General features: G+C 68.1%; 18 protein-coding genes. 7 read left to right on the forward strand and 11 right to left on the reverse strand.

The genetic code is table 11. From position 1 onward, the window contains the following. The first annotated feature begins 117 nt into the window (after nt 1–117). Nucleotides 118–573, forward strand: a complete 456-nt coding sequence (locus CXK94_RS01435; RefSeq protein ID WP_102892999.1) for a hypothetical protein — start codon at nt 118–120, stop codon at nt 571–573. A 36-nt stretch (nt 574–609) separates the two neighbouring features. Here CXK94_RS01435 and CXK94_RS01440 read toward each other — a convergent pair whose 3' ends face one another. From CXK94_RS01440 to CXK94_RS01455, 4 genes are all read right to left on the reverse strand, one after another. Then, entirely contained in the window at nt 610–1,041 is a 432-nt protein-coding gene (locus tag CXK94_RS01440; protein WP_102893000.1) for an acyl-CoA thioesterase, read from the reverse strand. Between the two features lie 47 nt (nt 1,042–1,088). Continuing rightward, nucleotides 1,089–2,252, reverse strand: a complete 1,164-nt coding sequence (locus CXK94_RS01445) for an iron-containing alcohol dehydrogenase (RefSeq protein WP_102893001.1) — start codon at nt 2,250–2,252, stop codon at nt 1,089–1,091. Nucleotides 2,253–2,393: 141 nt separating this feature from the next. After that, complete coding sequence (locus CXK94_RS01450) at nt 2,394–4,184, reverse strand: acyl-CoA dehydrogenase C-terminal domain-containing protein (RefSeq protein WP_102893002.1); 1,791 nt, start codon at nt 4,182–4,184, stop codon at nt 2,394–2,396. A 2-nt stretch (nt 4,185–4,186) separates the two neighbouring features. Next, nucleotides 4,187–5,425, reverse strand: a complete 1,239-nt coding sequence (locus tag CXK94_RS01455; RefSeq protein ID WP_102893003.1) for a 3-hydroxyacyl-CoA dehydrogenase — start codon at nt 5,423–5,425, stop codon at nt 4,187–4,189. 104 nt (nt 5,426–5,529) lie between these two features. On the opposite strand from CXK94_RS01455, the gene CXK94_RS01460 reads away from it, so the two are divergent. Next, nucleotides 5,530–6,429, forward strand: a complete 900-nt coding sequence (locus CXK94_RS01460; RefSeq protein WP_102893004.1) for a LysR family transcriptional regulator — start codon at nt 5,530–5,532, stop codon at nt 6,427–6,429. Between the two features lie 277 nt (nt 6,430–6,706). Here CXK94_RS01460 and CXK94_RS01465 read toward each other — a convergent pair whose 3' ends face one another. Then, nucleotides 6,707–8,002: an NTP/NDP exchange transporter gene (locus CXK94_RS01465; RefSeq protein ID WP_102893005.1), complete on the reverse strand. Its 1,296-nt coding sequence runs from the start codon at nt 8,000–8,002 to the stop codon at nt 6,707–6,709. Nucleotides 8,003–8,045: 43 nt separating this feature from the next. Further along, nucleotides 8,046–8,966 carry an aldo/keto reductase gene (locus CXK94_RS01470; RefSeq protein WP_102893006.1) on the reverse strand — a complete coding sequence of 307 codons (921 nt, stop codon included), beginning with the start codon at nt 8,964–8,966 and terminating at the stop codon, nt 8,046–8,048. A 208-nt stretch (nt 8,967–9,174) separates the two neighbouring features. Between CXK94_RS01470 and CXK94_RS01475 the strand changes: the two genes are divergently transcribed. Further along, nucleotides 9,175–9,360, forward strand: a complete 186-nt coding sequence (locus tag CXK94_RS01475) for a hypothetical protein (RefSeq protein ID WP_102893007.1) — start codon at nt 9,175–9,177, stop codon at nt 9,358–9,360. A 207-nt stretch (nt 9,361–9,567) separates the two neighbouring features. Further along, complete coding sequence (locus CXK94_RS01480; protein WP_102893008.1) at nt 9,568–11,589, forward strand: methyl-accepting chemotaxis protein; 2,022 nt, start codon at nt 9,568–9,570, stop codon at nt 11,587–11,589. A gap of 55 nt (nt 11,590–11,644) precedes the next feature. On the opposite strand, the gene CXK94_RS01485 is transcribed toward CXK94_RS01480, so the two are convergent. The 3 genes from CXK94_RS01485 to hslO all read right to left on the reverse strand — a co-directional run bounded on the left by CXK94_RS01485 (nt 11,645) and on the right by hslO (nt 15,191). Beyond that, entirely contained in the window at nt 11,645–12,247 is a 603-nt protein-coding gene (locus tag CXK94_RS01485) for a nitroreductase family protein (protein ID WP_037041917.1), read from the reverse strand. A 304-nt stretch (nt 12,248–12,551) separates the two neighbouring features. Continuing rightward, nucleotides 12,552–14,096 carry a phosphoenolpyruvate carboxykinase gene (locus CXK94_RS01490; protein WP_102893009.1) on the reverse strand — a complete coding sequence of 515 codons (1,545 nt, stop codon included), beginning with the start codon at nt 14,094–14,096 and terminating at the stop codon, nt 12,552–12,554. A gap of 207 nt (nt 14,097–14,303) precedes the next feature. Further along, nucleotides 14,304–15,191: an Hsp33 family molecular chaperone HslO gene (hslO, locus tag CXK94_RS01495; RefSeq protein ID WP_102893010.1), complete on the reverse strand. Its 888-nt coding sequence runs from the start codon at nt 15,189–15,191 to the stop codon at nt 14,304–14,306. A gap of 194 nt (nt 15,192–15,385) precedes the next feature. Here hslO and CXK94_RS01500 point away from each other — a divergent pair, with 194 nt between their 5' ends. Further along, entirely contained in the window at nt 15,386–16,177 is a 792-nt protein-coding gene (locus tag CXK94_RS01500) for a phosphatase PAP2 family protein (protein WP_102893011.1), read from the forward strand. On the opposite strand, the gene CXK94_RS01505 is transcribed toward CXK94_RS01500, so the two are convergent. Then, entirely contained in the window at nt 16,174–16,572 is a 399-nt protein-coding gene (locus tag CXK94_RS01505) for an RNA-binding S4 domain-containing protein (protein ID WP_037041931.1), read from the reverse strand. The two genes, CXK94_RS01500 and CXK94_RS01505, sit on opposite strands and share 4 nt — an antisense overlap. Nucleotides 16,573–16,672: 100 nt before the next feature. On the opposite strand from CXK94_RS01505, the gene CXK94_RS01510 reads away from it, so the two are divergent. Next, nucleotides 16,673–17,140 carry an ATP-dependent zinc protease gene (locus CXK94_RS01510; protein WP_102893012.1) on the forward strand — a complete coding sequence of 156 codons (468 nt, stop codon included), beginning with the start codon at nt 16,673–16,675 and terminating at the stop codon, nt 17,138–17,140. After that, nucleotides 17,137–18,042, forward strand: coding sequence for a 30S ribosomal protein S6--L-glutamate ligase (gene rimK / locus CXK94_RS01515; protein WP_014821965.1), 906 nt, complete (start codon nt 17,137–17,139; stop codon nt 18,040–18,042). The genes CXK94_RS01510 and rimK overlap by 4 nt, the downstream gene beginning before the upstream one ends. A 62-nt stretch (nt 18,043–18,104) precedes the next feature. On the opposite strand, the gene CXK94_RS01520 is transcribed toward rimK, so the two are convergent. Then, a complete protein-coding gene (locus tag CXK94_RS01520; RefSeq protein ID WP_102893013.1) occupies nt 18,105–19,424 on the reverse strand; it encodes an ATP-binding protein in 1,320 nt (439 codons plus the stop codon). Nucleotides 19,425–19,488 lie beyond the last annotated feature (64 nt).

Here is a 19,488-nt window from a genome sequence, read left to right on the forward strand (position 1 = left end):
TTGAAAATCAAATAATTACGAAACAAGAACGGCGTCACTCATTTCGTCGGGAAAGCCTTGCGGCAAGCGCAACGGCACGTGAGGATCGCGCGGCCATTCCATATTCGGGATAACACCATGAAGTACGCCTCGATTTTCCTGTTGTCCGCCAGCTTGCTCAGTGGCGCGGCGGTCGCCGGCAGCAACACCGAGGCCGCCGTTGGCGGCGCCCTGGGCGGGGCCCTGGGTTCGGTGGTGGGCGAGCACCTGGGCGGATCGACCGGTGCCGCGATCGGCGCCGGCGTCGGGGGTGCGGCCGGGGGCGCGGTAGGGGCGGACAAGCGCAACCGCACCGAGGCGGCCATCGGCGGCGGCCTCGGCGCGGCCGGAGGCAATGTCATCGGCCAGCGCGTCGGCGGCAGCACCGGCGGACTGATCGGCGCCGCGGTTGGCGGCGGTGCGGGCGGGGCGCTGGGCAACGCCTACGGTGACGACGATCATGACCGGGGCGACCGCCGCCACCGTGACGGCCACTACCATGGTCATCCAGGCAAGGCCAAGGGCCACCACAAGCATCACCACAAGCATCACTGATGGCACCGCGACGGGCCCGGTCGGCGGCCCGTCGCCTCAGGTCAGCGCCTCCAGGGCGGCGCGCAAGCGGGGCGGGATCGCGGTGGGCCGGTTGTTCGCCCGCTCGACGAACACATGCACGAACCGGCCCGCGGCACAGGCCTCCCGCTCACCGTCGCGGAAGATCGCCAGCTCGTACTGCACCGAGGAGCTGCCGAGCCTGGCCACCCGCAAGCCCACCTCGATGGCGTCGGGGAAGGCGATCGAGGCGAAATAGTCGCACGACGAACTGACCACGAAGCCCACGACCTCGCCACCGTGGATGTTCAGCCCGCCCTGGTGGATCAGGTAGTGGTTCACCGCGGTATCGAAGAAACCGTAATAGGCGACGTTGTTGACGTGGCCGTAGATGTCGTTGTCGTGCCAGCGCGTGGTGATCGGCTGGAAGTGCTTGTAGTCGCTACGCAGGTGCTTGGGTTGCTCGGGCATTGCCGTTCTCCGCGGATGCACAGGTGGGACGATGGTACCGGTAGGGGTCAGTACGCGGCCTGGTAGATCGCCAGCGCGTCGGCCTCGCTGACTTCACGCGGATTGTTCACCAGCAGGCGCTGCTGCAGCATGGCCTCCTTCGCCAGTTGCGCCAGCATGTGCTCGGGCACGCCGGCATCGCGCAGGCGGGTGGGCAGGCCGACACGGGCGCTGAGCTGGCCGAACTCCTCGATCAGCTGCTCGGCGTAGGTCGCCGGGTCGCCCTGGCGCAGCCGCGCACCCAGCACGATGGGCGCCAGCTCGCCGTAGTGGGTCGCCGCCGCGTCGACGTTGAAGCGCAGCACATGCGGCAGCACCAGCGCGTTGGACAGACCGTGGGGGATGTGGAAGTGCCCGCCCAGCGGATAGGCCAGCGCATGCACCGCCGCCACCGGTGCGTTGGCGAAGGCCTGGCCGGCGAGGCAGGCGCCGAGCAGCATGGCCTGGCGCGCCTCGCGGTTGCCGCCGTTGCGCACCGCCTCCTCCAGATTGCCAGCCAGCAGGCGCAGGGCCTCGCGCGCCAGCAGGTCGGACAGCGGGTTCTTCTTCAGCGCGCTGGTGTAGGCCTCGATGGCATGCACCATGGCGTCGATGCCGGTGGCGGCGGTCACCGCCGGCGGCAGGCCAAGGGTCAGCTCGGCGTCCAGCACGGCGAGATCCGGCAGCAGCAGCGGCGAGACCACGCCCATCTTGGTGGTTTCGCCGGTGGTGACGATGGCGATCGGGGTGACCTCCGAGCCGGTGCCGGCGGTGGTCGGTACCTGGATCAGCGGCAACCGCCGACCGCGGGCGTTGCCGACGCCATAGACCTCGGCGAGCGACTGCGTGCATTCGCCGTGCGCCAGCAGGGCGACCAGCTTGGCCACGTCCATCGAGCTGCCGCCGCCGAAACCGACGATCAGCTCGGCGCGCTGCGCGCGGGCCTGTTCCACCGCGGCCAGCACGACGTGTTCCGGCGGGTCGGCCAGCACCTGGTCGTAGACCGCGACCCGCAGCCCTTCGCTGGAAAAAACCGGCAGCACCTCGGCGAGCAGGCCGAGGCGGGTGATGCCCGGGTCGCTGACGATCAGCACCGAACGCGCGCCGCGCTCCTTGCAGAGGCTGGCGAGGCGCCGGGCCGAGCCGCTTTCGCAGATCAGTTGGGCGGTGGTGGCGAAGCTGAACGGATGCATGGCGGCTCCTCTTGTCATGGATGCCTTGGGCGGCTCGCTACCCTCGGTAGGAGCCAGGGGGCGCCCAGTCCTTGCGGGCGATGTTTTTTTACTGCCAACGATTCATCGCCAGCGACGGCGGCTCCTACAGGTATAGGTGATTCAGAAGGCGAAGCTGTCCGCCGCCAGCGCCATCAGGCAGGCGGCGCCGCCGCGGATCGCCTCGCGGTGGCCACTGGCGCGCGGCAGTACGCGGCGCAGGTAGAAATCGGCGCTGGCCAGCTTGGCCCGGTAGAACGCCTCCTCGCCGCCGCCCTCCTGCAGCGCCTCCTGCGCCCGCGCTGCGGCCTGCAGCCAGAAGCCGGCCAGCAGCACGTAGGCCGAATAGTGGAGAAAATCCACCGACACGGCGCCGATCTCCTGCGGATCACGCTGGGTCGCGGCGATCACCTCGGCCGTCAGCTCACGCCATTCGCCGAGACGCGCCTGCACGGTAGCGGCCAGCTCGCGCAGCGCCGGGTGCTCGACCTGGCGGTCGCACAGCTCGCTGAACTCGGCCTGCAGCGCCGACAGTTCCGCGCCGCCGTCGCCGAGCAGCTTGCGGCGGATGTAGTCCAGCGCCTGGATACCGTTGGTGCCCTCGTAGAGCTGGGTGATGCGGCTGTCGCGCATCAGCTGCTCCATGCCCCATTCGCGGATGTAGCCATGGCCGCCGTAGACCTGCACGCCGAGGCTGGTGACTTCCTGGCCCATGTCGGTGAGGAAGGCCTTGACGATCGGGATCAGCAGCGCCGCGCGGCGGCCGGCAGCCTGGCGCAGCTCCGGCGCGGGGTGGCCATGCTCCAGGTCGAGCTGGCGCGCACAGTACATGGCCAGCATGCGCCCGCCCTCGACCAGGGTCTTCTGCGTCAGCAGCATGCGCCGCACGTCGGGATGGACGATGATCGGGTCGGCCGGCTTGTCCGGATACTGCGCGCCGGCCAGCCCGCGTGACTGCAGGCGCTCGCGGGCATAGGCCAACGCACCCTGCCAGGCCTGCTCGGCCAGGCCGAGCCCCTGCAGGCCGACCTGGAAGCGCGCATCGTTCATCATGGTGAACATGCAGGCCAGGCCCTGGTTCGGCGCGCCGACGACCCAGCCAGTGGCCCCGTCGAAGTTCATCACGCAGGTGGCCGCACCCTTGATGCCCATCTTGTGCTCGAGGGCACCGCAGCTCAGCGCGTTGCGCGCGCCCAGCGTACCGTCGGCGTTGGCGATGAACTTCGGCACCAGCAGCAGGCTGATGCCCTTCACCCCGGGCGGCGCATCCGGCAGCCGCGCCAGCACCAGGTGCACGATGTTCTCGCTCATGTCGTGTTCGCCGCCGGAGATGAAGATCTTGCTGCCGCTGACCCGGTAGCTGCCATCCGCCTGCGGCGCGGCACGGGTGCGCAGCAGCGCCAGGTCGGTGCCGGCCTGCGGCTCGGTAAGGCACATGGTGCCAGTCCAGCGGCCGCTGACCAGCTTCTCCAGATAGGCGCTCTTCAGCTCCTCGCTGCCGTGCTTGTACAGCGCCAGCACCGCGCCCTCGGTGAGCCCGGAATAGACGCGGAACGACAGCGAGGCGGCCATCAGCATCTCGTGGAAGGCGCACGCCACCAGTTGCGGGAAGCCCTGGCCGCCGTACTCGGCGGGGCCGGTCATGCTCGCCCAGCCATTGTCGACGTACTGCCGGTAGGCCTCGACGAAGCCCTGCGGCGTCCTGACCTCGCCGTTCTCCAGGGTCACGCCTTCCTCGTCGCTGTTGCGGTTGAGTGGCGCGATCTCGCCGCCGGTGTAGCGCGCCGCCTCCTCCAGCACGCCGTCGATCAGCTCGCGATCGAGGCCGTTGCCCAGCAGCGCGCAGTGGCCGCTGGCATCGAACAGTTCGTGCAGGACAAAGCGCATGTCGCGCAGGGGAGCGGTGTATTCCATGCTCAGGCCTCCTTCTTGTAGTCGACGAAACGTCCACCGAGGGTGGCCAGGCTGTCAATCAGTTCGGCCGGCCGCCAGTGCTCGCCATGGCGCGCGGCCAGGGCGTTCAGCCGCTCGCGGATCGCCGGCAGGCCCTGGCGGTCGGCCCAGGTCATCGGCCCGCCGACTTCCGCCGGGAAGCCGTAGCCGTTGAGGTAGACGCTATCGATATCGCTGCTGGATTCGGCCATGCCTTCCTGGAGGATCTTCGCGCCCTCGTTGACCAGCGCCAGCAGGCAGCGTTCGCGGATTTCCTCCGCGCCGATCGCGCGGCGCTGGAAACCCAGCCGCTCGGACTCGCGCTGCACCAGCGCATCCACCTCGGGGTCGTGCTCGGCCTGGCGGCTACCCTCGGCGTAGCGGTAGTAGCCCATGCGCGCTTTCTGGCCGAAGCGGCCCAGCTCGCAGAGGCGGTTGTCGACCTGTACCTCGGGCTGGTCCTGGCCTTCGCCGGCCAGTTCGCGGGCGCGCCATTCCAGGTCGATGCCAACCACGTCGTACATGCGGAACGGCCCCATGGCGAAGCCGAAGCCCTGCAGCGCGCCGTCGACCTGATACGGATAGGCGCCTTCGAGCAGCATCGCCCGCGCCTCGCGCACGTAAGTGGCGAGCATGCGGTTGCCGATGAAGCCCGGGCAATTGCCGGCGATCACGCCGACCTTGCCCATGCGCCGGCCGAGTTCGCGGGCGGCGTCCAGCACCGCTGGCGAGGTCTTCGCACCACGGACGATCTCCAGCAGCTTCATGATGTGCGCCGGGCTGAAGAAGTGCAGCCCCACGACCTGCTCCGGGCGCCGGGTGGCGGCGGCGATGGCGTCGATATCCAGCGCCGAGGTGTTGCTGGCGAGGATGCCGCCGGCTTTCACGACGCCGTCCAGTTCGCGGAAGATGCGCTGCTTCAGCTCGAGGTTCTCGTAGACCGCCTCGATCACCAGGTCGACGTCCGCCAGCGCCTGATAGCCCGCCGCCGTGCCGATGCGCCCACGGCGCGCGGCTGCCTCGGCCTGGTCGATGCGGCCTTGGCGCACGTTGTGCGCGTAGGTGTCCTCGACCATGCGCAGGGCCTGCGCGAGCATCGCGGGGTCACTGTCCAGCCAGAGCACCTCGATCCCGGCGTTGGCCAGGCTGATGACGATGCCGCGGCCCATGGTGCCGGCGCCGATCACGGCAGCGGTCTGGATATCGAAGCGGGATTGGCTCATTGCGGGTGTCCTCCTCGCAAGGCTGGAAGAAAGCGGGAGACCAACCATAGACGAAGACGCTACTATTTTTGAAATTTAGTCTTGTGATATTTCAGATTCACTGAATGAATATCTACAACTTCGACCTCAATCTGCTGCGGGTACTCGACGCGCTGCTGCGCGAACGCAACGTCTCCCGCGCTGCCGAGCGCCTGTCGCTCAGCCAGCCCGCCGTCAGCAATGCGCTGAACCGCTTGCGCGAGCTGCTCGACGACCCGCTGCTGGTGCGCGTCGGCCGCGCCATGCAGCCGACCCCGCGCGCCCTGGCGCTGGAGGCGCCGATCCGCAATGCGCTGCAGCAGATCGAGCACAGCCTGAGCGCCGGCGAAAGCTTCGACCCGGCCCACAGCCGCCAGCGCTTTCGCATCGCCGTCACCGATTACGTCGAACTGCTCTGCATGCCGGCGCTGATGCGTCGCCTCGCCGAACAGGCGCCCGGCATCCGCCTGGCCATCCAGCACCTGGCCCCGACGCTGCCGGCCGAGGCGCTGGACAATGGCGAGATCGATCTGGCGCTCGGCCGCTTTCTCGAGGTGCCGGCGCGCTTCCACGTCCGCCCCTGGACCCGCGAGACGCTGCAGCTGGCCATGCGCCGCGGGCATCCGCGGGCCGAAGAGGCGCGGGAACTGGACGGCTTTCTGCGCCTGCGCCATCTCTGGGTGCACGGCGGCCAGACGCGCGGCATGGTCGATCAATGGCTGGAGGAACGGGGACTCGAGCGCGAGGTGGTCTACACCACGCCGAACTACCTGCAGGCCGCGCATATCGTCGCCAGCAGCGACCTGGCCGCGGTGCTGCCAACCCAGCTGGCACGCCACTTCGCCGCGCTGCTGCCGTTGCAGCTGTACGACCTGCCGTTCGAGCTCGGCAGCTTCGCGCTGGATATCGTCAGCGTGGCGCAGCGGCAGAACGATGCGGCGCTGCAGTGGCTGATCGAGCAGATCGTCGCCATCGCCCGCCACTGACGGCTGCCGCAGTGCCTGGCATCCGGGCGCCAGGCACGCATAAAAGCAAAAACCCGCCGAGGCGGGTTTTCGCCGAGGCGGGTTTTCTCTGACCGGTTCGAGATCCCTTCGTGTGCCGTCCTGGCGCTGGTCGGTCTTCCTGATCCTGAAGGCTTCCTGCGCTTCAGTGGGGCGTAGATTAATGACTCGCGGCGGGCCGTTGAAGCGGAAATCAGCGCTGCGCCTTGTAAGCCTTTTGCCATAGCGGGCCGTTGGAAAACATGGGCGAGACGGCAGTTCAGTCGTTGCGTGTCGTGCTGGCGCGATCGGCGCGGCCGCCGAGGAACCAGCCCACGCCGCCCCACACCGCCGCGCAGAAGGCGCCCACCAGCGCCACCAGCAGCACGCCCTGGCCGAGGCTGTCGAGCAGGCTCTTGGCCCAGCCGCTGAGCGCGTCGCCGCCGCGATAGACGACGGTGTCGATGAAGTTCTTCGCCTTGTACTTGCTTTCGGCATCCAGCGGCGCGAAGAGCATTTCCCGGCCGGGCCGAACGAAGGCGTACTCGCCGATGCGACGGGCGATCATCACACTGGCGAGCACGGCGAAGGTCGGCGCCAGCGCCAGGCCGATAAACCCCAGGCAGACCAGCGCCGGCACGGCCGTCAGCAGCACGCGCACGCCAAGCCGCTGGGCGATGCGCCCGGTGATGAACAGCTGCGACAGCAACGCGCCGGTCTGCACCACGAAATCGATCGCGCCGAACACCCGTACCTGCCCGGCCCGCTCCGGGAACAACTGGGCGACCAGCCGCGCCTGCTCGAAATAGAGGAAGGTGCTGGCGGTGGTCAGCAACAGCACGAACACCGCGATGCCCAGCAGGTAGCCCGAACCGAGCACCCGGGTCAGGCCGCTGAACGGGTTGCCGGCCACCGGCCGGCGCGGGTTTTCCGCCTGCTGGGCGCCGGGCCGCCCGGCGCCCAGCACCTCGCGCCAGGCCATCAGGTAATGCTTGATCGCCACGGCCAGCGCCAGCAGCAGCGCCGCCAGCAGCATCAGCCCGAACTGGCCGAGCAGCCCCACCAGCAGCGCGCTCATCGCCGGCCCGACCAGCCCACCGACACTGGCGCCGGCGGCGATGAAGGCGAACAGCCGGCGCGCCTGCGGCGCATCGAAGACATCGGCCATGAGGCTCCAGGCCACCGACACCACGAACAGGTTGTAGACCGAGATCCACACGTAGAACACCCGCGCCAGCCAGACGCTGTCGCGCAGCAGGAAGAACAGCGCGGCGAACAGCAGCAGATTGGCGCAGAAGAAGCCATACACCCAGTCGATGTAGTGAATCCGCGCCACCCGCGAGTTGAGCCAGGCGAACAACGGCACCGCCAGCAACATGCTGAAGAAGGTCGCGGTGAACAGCCACTGCAGGTTGTCGACGCCGCCCTGGATGCCCATGGACTCGCGGATCGGCCGCAGCATGAAGTAGCCGCTGAACAGGCAGAAGAACAGACCGAAGCCGGCCAGCGCCGCCGGCAGCTCGCCGGGGCCGGCGTCGATCAGGCGCGACAGGCGTCGGGCAAGGGCTCCGGGCATGCGCTCAGGCCTCCCGCGGCATCAGGCGGCGCTGCCGCGCCACTCAGCCGAACGCCTGGACGATCCGCTCGCGCTGGCGCGCATCGGGCAGGCGGCCCTGGCCCGCCAGCAGGTTGTCGGCCATGTAGCGCGGATTCGAGGTCGCCGGGATCACCGTCGTCACCCCCGGCTCGGCGAGGATGAACTTGAGCAGCAACTGCGCCCAGGAGCTGGCCTCGATCTCGGCGGCCCAGTCCGGCAACGGCTTGTCCCTGACCCTGGACAGCAGGTTGCCGCGGGTGAAGGGTCGGTTGATCAGGGTGGCGATGCCGTTGTCGGCGCAGTACGGCAGCAATCGACGTTCGGCATTGCGCTCGCCCACCGAATAATTGAGCTGCACGAAGTCGATGCCCCGTTCCTTGCGCAGCACCGTCAGCAGGTCGTCATGCGCCGACTCGACGTAATGGGTGATGCCGATGTAGCGCACCCGGCCCTGCTCCTTCAGCTCGCGCAGCAATTGCAGCTGGGTCGCGGTGTCTTGCAGATTGTGCACCTGCACCAGGTCGAGCGTGTCGCTCTGCAGGGCCCGGAAGCTCGCCTCGAGCTGCCGCTGGCCCGCTTCGCGGCCGCTGGAGGACACTTTGGTGGCGAGGAACACCTTCTGCCGCGCCTCCAGCCGCGCGACCAGCTCGCCGGTGACCGCTTCGGCCGCGCCGTAGCTGGGCGCGGTGTCGATCAGCCGGGCGCCACCCGCGACGAAGGTGCGCATCACCTCCAGCAGGGGCTCGAGAGAGGCGTCGTCGAGGCCGACGTGGAACGTTCGCGAAGTCCCCAGGCCGATCACCGGCAACGCCTCGCCGCTCGCCGGAATCGGGCGCTGCATCAGTTGCGCGGTGTCGGCGGCGAAGACCGGCAAGCCGGGGGACAGGGCCGCCAGGGCGGTGAGCGCGGCGGTGTGCTGGAGAAAGGTTCGGCGCGTCGGCATGCGGGCTCTCCCGGAAAGCGGGGCTGGCGATGGAGCGATTCAGTGTAGAACACGCCCGCCATCTACGGCCGCACCCTGCGCACGCAGGACGGATCGTCGGTGCAATCCACAATAATGGCAAAATGCCTTTATTCGGTTTACCCTTGCGCGCCGCCGCTCCGTTCTCCGCTCCGTTCTCCGCTCCGTTCTCCGCTCCGTCGAGGCACCCATGCCGTCGCGCCGCTCCCTTCGCCACCCTGTCGTTCGTCGCCTGCCCTGGCGCCGACGGGTCGGACACCTTCTCGTATCGCTCGCCTACCTGGCCGGGCTGGTGGCGATCTTCGGCCTCAGCCTGCTGCTGCTACCGGACGACACCGGCGTGGGCCGACTGCTGCGCCTGGCGGCGGGCGGCTAGGGGCTGTTGCCGTTTCGTTCACGGCCGCGCCGGAGCCGGCTCGTGGACCGGCAGGCCGTTCGGCACGGCTACGACTTCAGGCGCAGTACCAAGGTGTCATTGGCCACTGCGGGCGTTGTCGCTAGGGTCAAGGCGTCCGGCTGGCCGCCGGTGGGCGCTCTCGCCGCACCGGCAGGCGGCACCACGTCCCTGCCTGTGAGAGTCCGCATGTTTTCCTTCTCCCGCCTCGCGTCCGGCCAGGGCGCTGCCGCCGACGGTGTGCTGAGCCTGCTCAGCTCCGCCGCCGAGCTTGCCCCGCAACTGGCGGCGCTGCGCTTCACGCCGACCTACATCGCCGGCTTCGTCTCGCCCCATCTGGATCTGGACGCCGTGGCCCGGCAGATCCGCCAGCGCTTCCCGCAGGCGGTGCTGAGCCTGTGCACCACCGCCGGCGAGCTGTGCAGCGACCAGGGCCGGCTGTACTGCGCCACCGGCGAGCGCTGGGACCGGGTGGTGCTGCAACTGTTCGACGCCAGCGTCATCGCCCAGGCAGAGATCGTCCACGTGCCGCTGGAATGTCGCGACATTCGCGGTGGCGGCCCGCAGCTGGGCATGGCCGAACGCATCGCCCGGCTCGTCGACTCGATCCGCCGGCTGCAGGTCGGCCTGCCGATCGATCACCGCGACACCCTCGCCATGGCCTTCTTCGATGGCCTGTCGGCATCCGAGTCGTTCTTCATGGAGGCGCTCTACGAGTCGGGCCGTTTCCCCTGCCTGTTCGTCGGTGGCTCGGCCGGCGGTACGCTGGATTTCCAGCACACCCGCCTGCACGACGGCACGCGCAGCTATGAGAACCACGCCCTGATCGTCTTTCTCAAGTGCGCCCGGCAGGTGCGCTTCGGCGTCTTCAAGAGCCAGAACTTCGAGCCGACCCCCGTGCGCCTGAGCGTCCTCAGTGCCTCGCTGGAAGAACGCTACATCAGCCAGGTGGTCGACGCCCAAGGCAACATCCGCACGATGGTCGCCGCCCTCTGCCAGGCCCTGGACTGCAGCGAGCAGGCCCTGGACGCGCGGCTGGCCGACTACTCGTTCGCCATTCGCGTGGGCGAGGAATACTTCGTGCGTTCGATCTCGCGCATCGATCCAGCGAACCAGCGCGTCCACCTGTTCTGCGACGTCGCGCCCGGCGAGGAACTGGTGATGGTGCGCCGCACGCCACTGCCGGAGGCGACTCGCCGCGACTTCCAGCGCTTCATGCGGGACAAGCCGGGCAAGCCGCTGGTCGGCATTCTCAACGACTGCATCCTCCGGCGCCTGAACAACCCATCGACACTGGCCGAGATGGGCAACGTCTTCGCCGGCGTGCCGGTGCTGGGATACTCGACCTTCGGTGAGATCCTCGGGTTGAACCTGAACCAGACGCTGACGGCCGTGTTCTTCTTCCGGGTACCGGCCGGAGCGGCCTTTGGCGACGACTACACCGACCGCTTCATCGCCTACCACGGCGAGTTCAAGGCGTTCTTCCTGCGCCGACAGGTGAAGAAGCTCGCCGGCCTGAGCCAGGTGGTGGTCAAGCAGATCGAGCAGTTCAAGCGCCAGGATTTCAGTAGCAGCCTGGACATCGACGGCCTGGACGAGCACATCCGCCCGGTGTTCCGCGGCCTGGCCGACCTCGGGCAGGTACTGGCGCAGGCCGAAGCGCAGCGCCAGGCGCTGGCCGAGCAGTTGCGCCTGTGCGCCACCGAGCTGCATGGCTCGATGGACACGCTGGGCCTGAACATCGGCCAGCAGGCCGCGGTGATCGACCGCGCCGGCGACTCCATCAAGCAGATGGTCGGCCAGGCCGACGCGGTGGTCTCCAGCACGCGCGACCTGGCGCAGTCCAGCCAGCGCATCCAGTCCGTGGTCCAGGTGATCCAGCAGATCGCCGGGCAGACCAACCTGCTGGCGCTCAACGCCGCCATCGAGGCCGCCCGCGCCGGCGATCTGGGGCGCGGCTTCGCGGTGGTCGCCGACGAGGTCCGCAAACTCGCCGAGAAGACCGGGCAGAATGCCGAGGAAATCAGCACGGACATCGGCCGCCTGGCCGCCGAGATCCGCCAGGTCGCCGAGCACATCGAAGCGCAGTCGGCCGACGTCGGCGCGCTGACCGATCTGCTCGACACGCTGGAAGCGACCAGCCGGCATACCGCGAGCATGTCCGGGCGCACCAAGGGCGTCGCCGATACGCTACTGGGCCTCATCCACTGAAAACAACGACGCCCGCGCGAGACGGGCCCGCGCGGGCGTTTCATGAAGCGACGCCTCAGAAGCGGTCGCGGATCACCACCTCGTCGAACGGCAGCTTGCCGACCCGTGGCTTGGGCTCGACCGTTCCCTTGCCCACCGCGACCATCAGGGCGATCACGTGGTTTTCCGGCAGGTTGATCAGCTTGGCCACCGCGGCGAAGTCGAAGCCATCCATCGGGCAGGACTCCAGGCCCCTGGCGCGCGCCGCCAGCATCAGCGTCTGCGCCATCAGCCCGCAGCTGCGCATGGTTTCGTCGCGCTGCACCTGCGGCTTGTCGCGGTAGTAGGCATCGATGGCAGCGGCCATGTAGTCCTGCACCTCGGCAGGCGCCCCCTCCCAGACGCGGCGAACATTCTGCGACCAGCTGTCGAGCTGGGCGCAGACCACCACCAGCATCGAGGCGTCGGTCATCTGTGCCTGGTTCCAGCCCGCCTCGCGGATCTGCGCGCGCAGGGCCGGGTCGCTCACCTCGACCAGCCGGACATGCTGCAGGTTGAAGGCCGACGGCGCGAACAGCGCCAGCCGCAGCAGTTCGTCCTTTTCCTCGCGGCTGAGCTGGAACGCCGGATCATAGGCTTTGACGGCGCGGCGGCTGCGAATGGCTTCTTCGGTGTTCATGACGACTCCTCGGGCGAATGTAACGGGTAATGCTAAGGGCGACGATCGATCGAATCCACGCGAGCCGACTGATGTTGATCATCGATTGTTTCGATGCTTGTTGCGCGCAACGAAAAGGCTCTGCCCGATTGCATGTTGCTCGAAGTATCGAGGTGTTCTGAACGTCCGTAGGAGCGGGCCCTGCCCGCCAAGCTTTGCGCGCTGGAATATTCGCGGGGCATGGCCCGCTCCTACAGGAGTATGTCTATGCGCAAACGAAAAAGCCGCCCGGAGGCGGCCTTGACGCGGATGCGAACGGTGCGGCTCAGAGCTGCGGGCCGGCGCTCCTGATCGCATCGGAGACATCGAACTTCTTGAAGTTCTCGATGAACTTGGCCGCCAGTTCCTTGGCCGCCTGGTCGTAGGCGCCCTTGTCGGCCCAGGTGTTGCGCGGGTTGAGCAGCTGGGTCTCGACGCCAGCGACAGCCTTCGGCACGTCCAGGTTGATGATCGGCAGGTGCTCGGTCTCGGCACCGACCAGCGCGCCGCTCTGGATCGCCGCGATCACCGCGCGGGTGGTGGGGATGTTGAAGCGCTTGCCGACGCCGTAGCCGCCGCCGGTCCAGCCGGTGTTGACCAGGTAGACCTTGGAGCCGAAGCCGTTGATGCGCTTGATCAGCAGCTCGGCGTATTCGCCGGCCGGACGCGGGAAGAACGGCGCGCCGAAGCAGGTGGAGAAGGTCGACTTGATGCCGCTGCCCGAACCCATCTCGGTGGAGCCGACCAGCGCGGTGTAGCCGGAGAGGAAGTGGTAGGCGGCCTGCTCGTTGTTGAGGATCGACACCGGCGGCAGCACGCCGGTCAGGTCGCAGGTGAGGAAGATCACCGCGTTCGGCTCGCCGCCGAGGTTCTTCTCGCTACGCTTCTCGACGTGCTCCAGCGGATAGGCGGCGCGGCTGTTCTGGGTCAGGCTGGCGTCGGCGTAGTCGGGCAGGCGGGTGCGCGCGTCGAGCACCACGTTCTCCAGCACGGCGCCGAACTTGATGGCCTTCCAGATCACCGGCTCGTTCTTCTCGGACAGGTCGATGCACTTGGCGTAGCAGCCGCCCTCGATATTGAACACGCGACCGACGCCCCAGCCGTGCTCGTCGTCGCCGATCAGGTAGCGACTCTCGTCGGCCGACAGGGTGGTCTTGCCGGTGCCGGACAGGCCGAAGAACAGGGTGGTGTCGCCGTCTTCGCCGATGTTGGCGGCGCAGTGCATCGGCAGCACGTCGACGTCCGGCAGCAGGAAGTTCTGCACGGAGAACATGGCCTTCTTCATTTCACCGGCGTAGCGCATGCCGGCGATCAGCACCTTCTTCTCGGCGAAGTTGAGGATCACGCAGCCATCGGAATTGGTGCCGTCGCGCTCGGGCACGCACTGGAAGAACGGCGCGTTGAGGATGCGCCATTCGCCCAGGCCGGCCGGGTTGAAACGCTCCGGGGTGATGAACAGGCAACGGCCGAACAGGTTGTGCCAGGCCGTTTCGGTGGCCATCTTGACGGGGAGGTAGTGCTCGGGGTCGGCACCGACGTGCACGTGCGACACGAAGCTGTCACGCTCGCCCAGGTAGGCTTCGACGCGGTTCCACAGGGCCTCGAAGTTGCCCGCCGGGAACGGCCGGTTGATCGGGCCCCAGGCGATCTTGTGCTGGGTGCTGGGCTCTTCGACGATGTAGCGGTCAGCCGGGGAACGGCCCGTGCGATGCCCGGTCTTCACCACCAGAGAGCCATCGGCGGACAGCTCGCCCTCGCCGCGCCTGACGGCTTCTTCGATCAATTGAGCGGTGCTGATGTCGGTGTACACGGCGTTGGTGGCTTGCGTCATGAGTGTCCCCGTCGGCCCTGGGCCGATTCCTCCATGCTGTTGTAGCCCACCGGACGGTGAACTACATCGAAAAAAGTGCGCGCGATTATGCCAGAAAATGCGTCGCGCTGGGTATGAGCCTGTGATGGCCAAAAGGTTCACCGGGCGCGGCGGGCGTTTCGTCCACCGCGCCCGGCCGGGTATCGCACGCGCCGGCGCCCCGGCGCGTCAGTGGCGGGTATCCGAAGGCGCGTCGCTGCCGCCACCGGCGAACAGCTGGGCGATGTCCGCCGCGTCGTAGGTGTACTGCTGGTTGCAGAACTGGCAATCGATGCTGACCGTACCGCCCTGTTCGGCAACCAGTTGCTCGGCATCGTGCCGGCCCAGGCTGACCAGCGCGCGGGCCGAGCGCTCGCGCGAGCAGCTGCAGCGGAACTGGATCGGGCGCGCATCGAACAGGCGCAGCTGCTCCTGGTGGTAAAGGCGATGCAGCAGGGTCTCGCTGTCCAGCCCCAGCAGCTCCTCGGCGGTCAGCGTGTCGGCCAGGGTGCGCAGGTGCTCCCAGCTGGCGTCACGTTCCTCGGCATCCTTGATGCGGTCGGCCGGCAGCTGCTGCAGCAGCAGGCCACAGGCCCGGCGGCTGTCGGCGTTGAGCCAGAAGCGTGTCGGCAGCTGCTCGGAGGCGGCGAAGTAATCGGTCAGGCAGGCGGCGAGGTTGACCCCCTCGAGGCCGACGATGCCCTGGTAGCGCTGGCCGCTGGCCGGGTCGATGGTGATCGCCAGCATGCCTTCGGGCATCAGCTCGGCGAGGCTCGCGCCCGGCGCGATCTGCTCGGCGTGGTAGCGGGCGATGCCGCGCACCTCGCGCTCGCTGGAGCACTCGACCATCAGCAGCGGCACCGCGCCGCTGGAGCGGGCCTGGAGGATCAACAGCCCATCGAACTTGAGCGTGCCGACCAGCAGCGCGGCGGCGGCCAGCAGTTCGCCGAGCAGTTGTGCCACCGGCTCGGGGTAATCGTGCTTGGCCAGCACGTGCTGGTAGCTTTCCTCGAGCGTGGCGATCTCGCCGCGCACATCGGAATCATCGAAGAGAAAACGCTGGGTTTGATCGGGCATTGCCGGGAGCTCGCAGGTACGGCGGAGGAAGCGGCAATTTTAGGCGCAAAGCCGGTTCGGACCAAGGGCGGCCGCCGGACGGATGCGCCGGACAGGGCCAAGCTGAACGCGGGCTGAACGGCTCGCAGGTAGTCGGGACAGGCGCAAGGGCAGGCTCTAGCATCGCGCGCCATCGCAACCCCAGGGACGCCCTCATGCCCGTGACTACACCCCAGGCGCGCTGGCGCCCACTGCCTTGGCTCATCACCCACCTGTTCGCCGGATTGTTGCTGCTCAGCTGGCTCTGGCCGACCAGTCGTACCTTCTGGGACGCAATCGATCAGGCGACCTTCCATCTGCTCAACGGCTCGCTGGGTCACCAGGCCTGGTGGGACTGGCTGTGGGCACTGGCCAGCGTTCGTGTGTTCGACATCCTCGTCGGCGCCCTGCTGCTGACCCTGCTGATCCGGCGCGACTGGCTGTTCGCGCAGCACCAGCTGCGCCCGGCGCTGTTCACCTTCGTCGCCCTGCTGCTGGTGCTGCTGGTGATCCGCGTGCTGGTGACCAAGCTGGCCGTCCACTTCGGCTGGCAGCACGCCAGCCCGTCGGTCGCGATCGCCGGCGCCTACCAGCTGAGCGATCATTTTCCGCTGCTGGAACGGGTATTCGAGCTCAAGGACCGTTCCAGCCGCAGCTTCCCCGGCGATCACGCCTCGGTGCTGCTGCTCTGGGGGCTGTTCATGGCACTGTTCGCCCGTGGCGGGCGTTGCGCGCTGGTATCCGGCATCACCCTGGCGTTCATGCTGCCGCGGCTGGTGGCCGGCGCCCACTGGTTCAGCGATGATTTCGTCGGCGGGCTGCTGATCGCCCTGCTGGCCATCGGCTGGGGCTATTGCACGCCGCTGGGCGCGCATATCGCCGCGCTGCTGCAGGGGCTGGCACGTGCGCCCATGCAGCTGGCCGCCAGGCTGCCGCTGCTGCGCCAGTTGGCGGTGCTGCGCGACTAGTCGGGCTTGAAGGCGCGCAGCAGTTCGATCTGCCGGCGCTGCTTCTTGCTCGGCCGGCCGTCGGTCTGCAGGCCGAGGGCACCGGCCTTGCGTAGCGCCGCGGCTTCTTCGCGCGCCGCCAGGCTCTGCGCGGTCTCCTCGTAGAGCAGCTGCGCCTCGGGCGCGCCGCGGCGCACCGCCGACAGCGCGCGGATGACCACCGTGCGCTCGTCGAAGCCGCTGCGGATCACCAGCTCATCGCCCACCTTGGGCTCCTTGCTCGGCTTGCAGCGCTCGCCGCGGCAATGCACCTTGCCGCCTTCGATGGCCGCCTTGGCCAGCGCGCGGGTCTTGAAGAAGCGTGCGGCCCACAGCCACTTGTCCAGGCGGACCTTGTCGTCGTCTTTTTCAGCCATCGTCCAGCTCGGTCTCCTATCGGTCGTTCAGGGTGTTACAGACGGATGCAGTTGTCATGCACGCCGACTAGAATGCCGGCAAATTCTTCGGACACTCCCATTGAAGAAACTCGACCCCCATACCGTCATCGGTCTGCGTGAATGGATCGCCCTGCCGGATCTGGGCGTGGTGGGCCTGCGCGCGAAGGTCGACACCGGGGCCAGCACCTCGGCCCTGCACGCCACCGACATCAGCGAATTCGAGCGCGATGGCCAGCGCTGGGTGCGCTTCACCGCGCACCTGGGCACGCTGGTGCAGCGCCGGCATCGCTGCGAGGCGCCGCTGGTGACCCGCAAGACCATCAAGAGCTCCAATGGCCAGGTGCAGACCCGCTACGTGGTGCGTACCCTGCTTGCCCTCGGTAGCCACGCGTGGCCGGTGGAGTTCACCCTGACCTGCCGCAAGACCATGCGCTACCGCCTGCTGCTCGGCTCCAAGGCGCTGGTCGAGGGGCAATGGCTGATCGATCCGTCACGAACCTACGTCCAAGACAAACCCCAGATCCTCACTTCTTCCGGTGCTCAATGAAAATTGCCGTGCTGTCGCGCAACCCGCGCCTGTATTCCACCCGTCGCCTGGTCGAAGCCGGCGAGCAGCGGGGCCATGAGGTGGTGGTGATCGACACCCTGCGCGCCTACATGAACATCGCCAGCCACAAGCCGCAGATCCACTACCGCGGCAAGCCGCTGGAAGGCTTCGATGCGGTGATCCCGCGCATCGGCGCCTCGGTGACCTTCTACGGCTGCGCGGTGCTGCGCCAGTTCGAGATGCAGGGGGTGTTCCCGCTCAACGAGTCGGTGGCCATCGCCCGCTCGCGCGACAAGCTGCGCGCGCTGCAGCTGCTGTCGCGGCGCGGCGTCGGCCTGCCGGTGACCGGCTTCGCCCACTCGCCGGACGACATCCCCGACCTGATCCAGATGGTCAACGGCGCGCCGCTGGTGATCAAGGTGCTGGAAGGCACCCAGGGCATCGGCGTGGTGCTCTGCGAGACCGAGAAGGCCGCCGAGTCGGTGATCGAGGCGTTCATGGGCCTCAAGCAGGACATCATGGTGCAGGAGTACATCAAGGAAGCCGGCGGCGCCGACATCCGCTGCTTCGTGGTCGGCGACAAGGTCATCGCGGCGATGAAGCGCCAGGCCAAGCCCGGCGAATTCCGCTCCAACCTGCACCGCGGCGGCTCGGCCAGCCTGATCAAGATCACCCCGGAGGAGCGCATGACCGCCATCCGCGCGGCCAAGGTGATGGGCCTGAACGTCGCCGGGGTGGACATCCTGCGCTCCAACCATGGCCCGCTGGTGATGGAGGTGAACTCCTCGCCGGGCCTGGCCGGCATCGAGGAAACCACCGGCAAGGACGTCGCCGGGCTGATCATCCAGTACCTGGAGAAGAACGGCGGCCCGCACCTGACCCGTACCAAGGGCAAGGGATAGCCGGAAGCTTCAAGCTTCAAGCTTCAAGCTTCAAGCTTCAAGCTTCGAGCTCTGAGCTGCTTTTACGCCTTTATCGCATCCCTCGGCAGCAGCAGGCCGAGGGGCAGGCTGACGCGGGCTTCGAGGCCGCCGCCTTCGCGGTTGCGCAGCTCGACGATGCCGCCGTGCTGCGAGGCGATGCGCTTGACGATCGCCAGGCCCAGCCCGGCGCCCTGCCCGCCGCGGGCGCGGTCGCCGCGGATGAACGGATTGAAGATGCCCTCCAGCTCGCCCGGATCGATGCCCGGGCCGCGGTCGAGCACGCTGAGCACCACGTAGGGTGCATGCTGGTCGCCCGAGACATAGGCCGCCACTTCCACCCCGCTGCCACCGTAGCGCAGGGCATTCTCGATGAGGTTGACCAGCAGCCGCTTGATCGACACCCGGCGCAGGGCGAACGGCGGCATCGGCTCGACGCGCAGGTGCACGGTCTCCTGCTGCTGGTTGTAGGGCGCGACCACCTCGCGGATCAGCACGCCGAGGTCGGTGGTTTCCACCGGCTCGTCGCTGCCGTCGCGGACGAAGGCGAGGAACTGGTCGAGGATGGCGTTCATGTCCTCGACGTCGCGGATCATGTCCTCGGTCAGCTCGTCTTCGCTGGCCATCAGCTCCAGCGACAGGCGCAGGCGCGTCAGCGGCGTGCGCAGGTCATGGGACACGCCGGCGAGCATCAGCTCGCGCTCGCGACCGGCCTGCTCGACGTCCTCGGCCATCTGGTTGAAGGCCCGGTAGACCTCGGTCATCTCGCTCGGCGTGTCGCTGATCGGCAGGCGCACGCGGCGGCCCTTGCCGATCTGCCGGGCGGCGTAGACCAGGCGCTTGAGCGGCAGGTTGAGCTGGCTGACGAAGATCCAGGCCGCACCGGTGGACAGCAGGCCGATGCCGAGGAACCAGCCGAGCACGCTCCAGATGCGCTGGCCGCGCAGCGGGTAGGCGTACAACGGCACCCGTACCCAGTCCGGGCCGAGGCTCGGCGCGCGGACCCAGATGGCGGTGGACGGCTGGATACGGACGCGCACCTCGGTATCGTCGCCCAGTTCGTCACGCATCTGCCGCTGGAAGATCTCGGTGTAGGGCCAGTGGTACTCGCCGCGCGGCACGTTCTGCTCGGCTATCGGCTGCAGGCCGGCGGCGCGCCCGATGCGCTCGCGGTCCTCGGCGCTGGCCGCCCAGTAGGCGCGCAGGCTCAGCGCCGCACCGTGGCTGTACTGGCGGTCCACCAGCACGTCCTCGTTGGCCATCAGGTAGACCAGCGTGAGGACCTTGGAGAACAGCACCACGATCAGCACCATCCACAGGGTGCGGGCGAAGAAACTCTGCGGGAACCACAGCGGGGTTTTCATAGAAAAGCAGCTGCACGTTCGTAGGTTGGGTTGAGTCGCGTAGCGGCGAAGCCCAACGTGGTGG

Origin of the sequence: Stutzerimonas stutzeri (assembly GCF_002890915.1) — a bacterium.
Classification (GTDB): domain Bacteria; phylum Pseudomonadota; class Gammaproteobacteria; order Pseudomonadales; family Pseudomonadaceae; genus Stutzerimonas; species Stutzerimonas stutzeri_AF.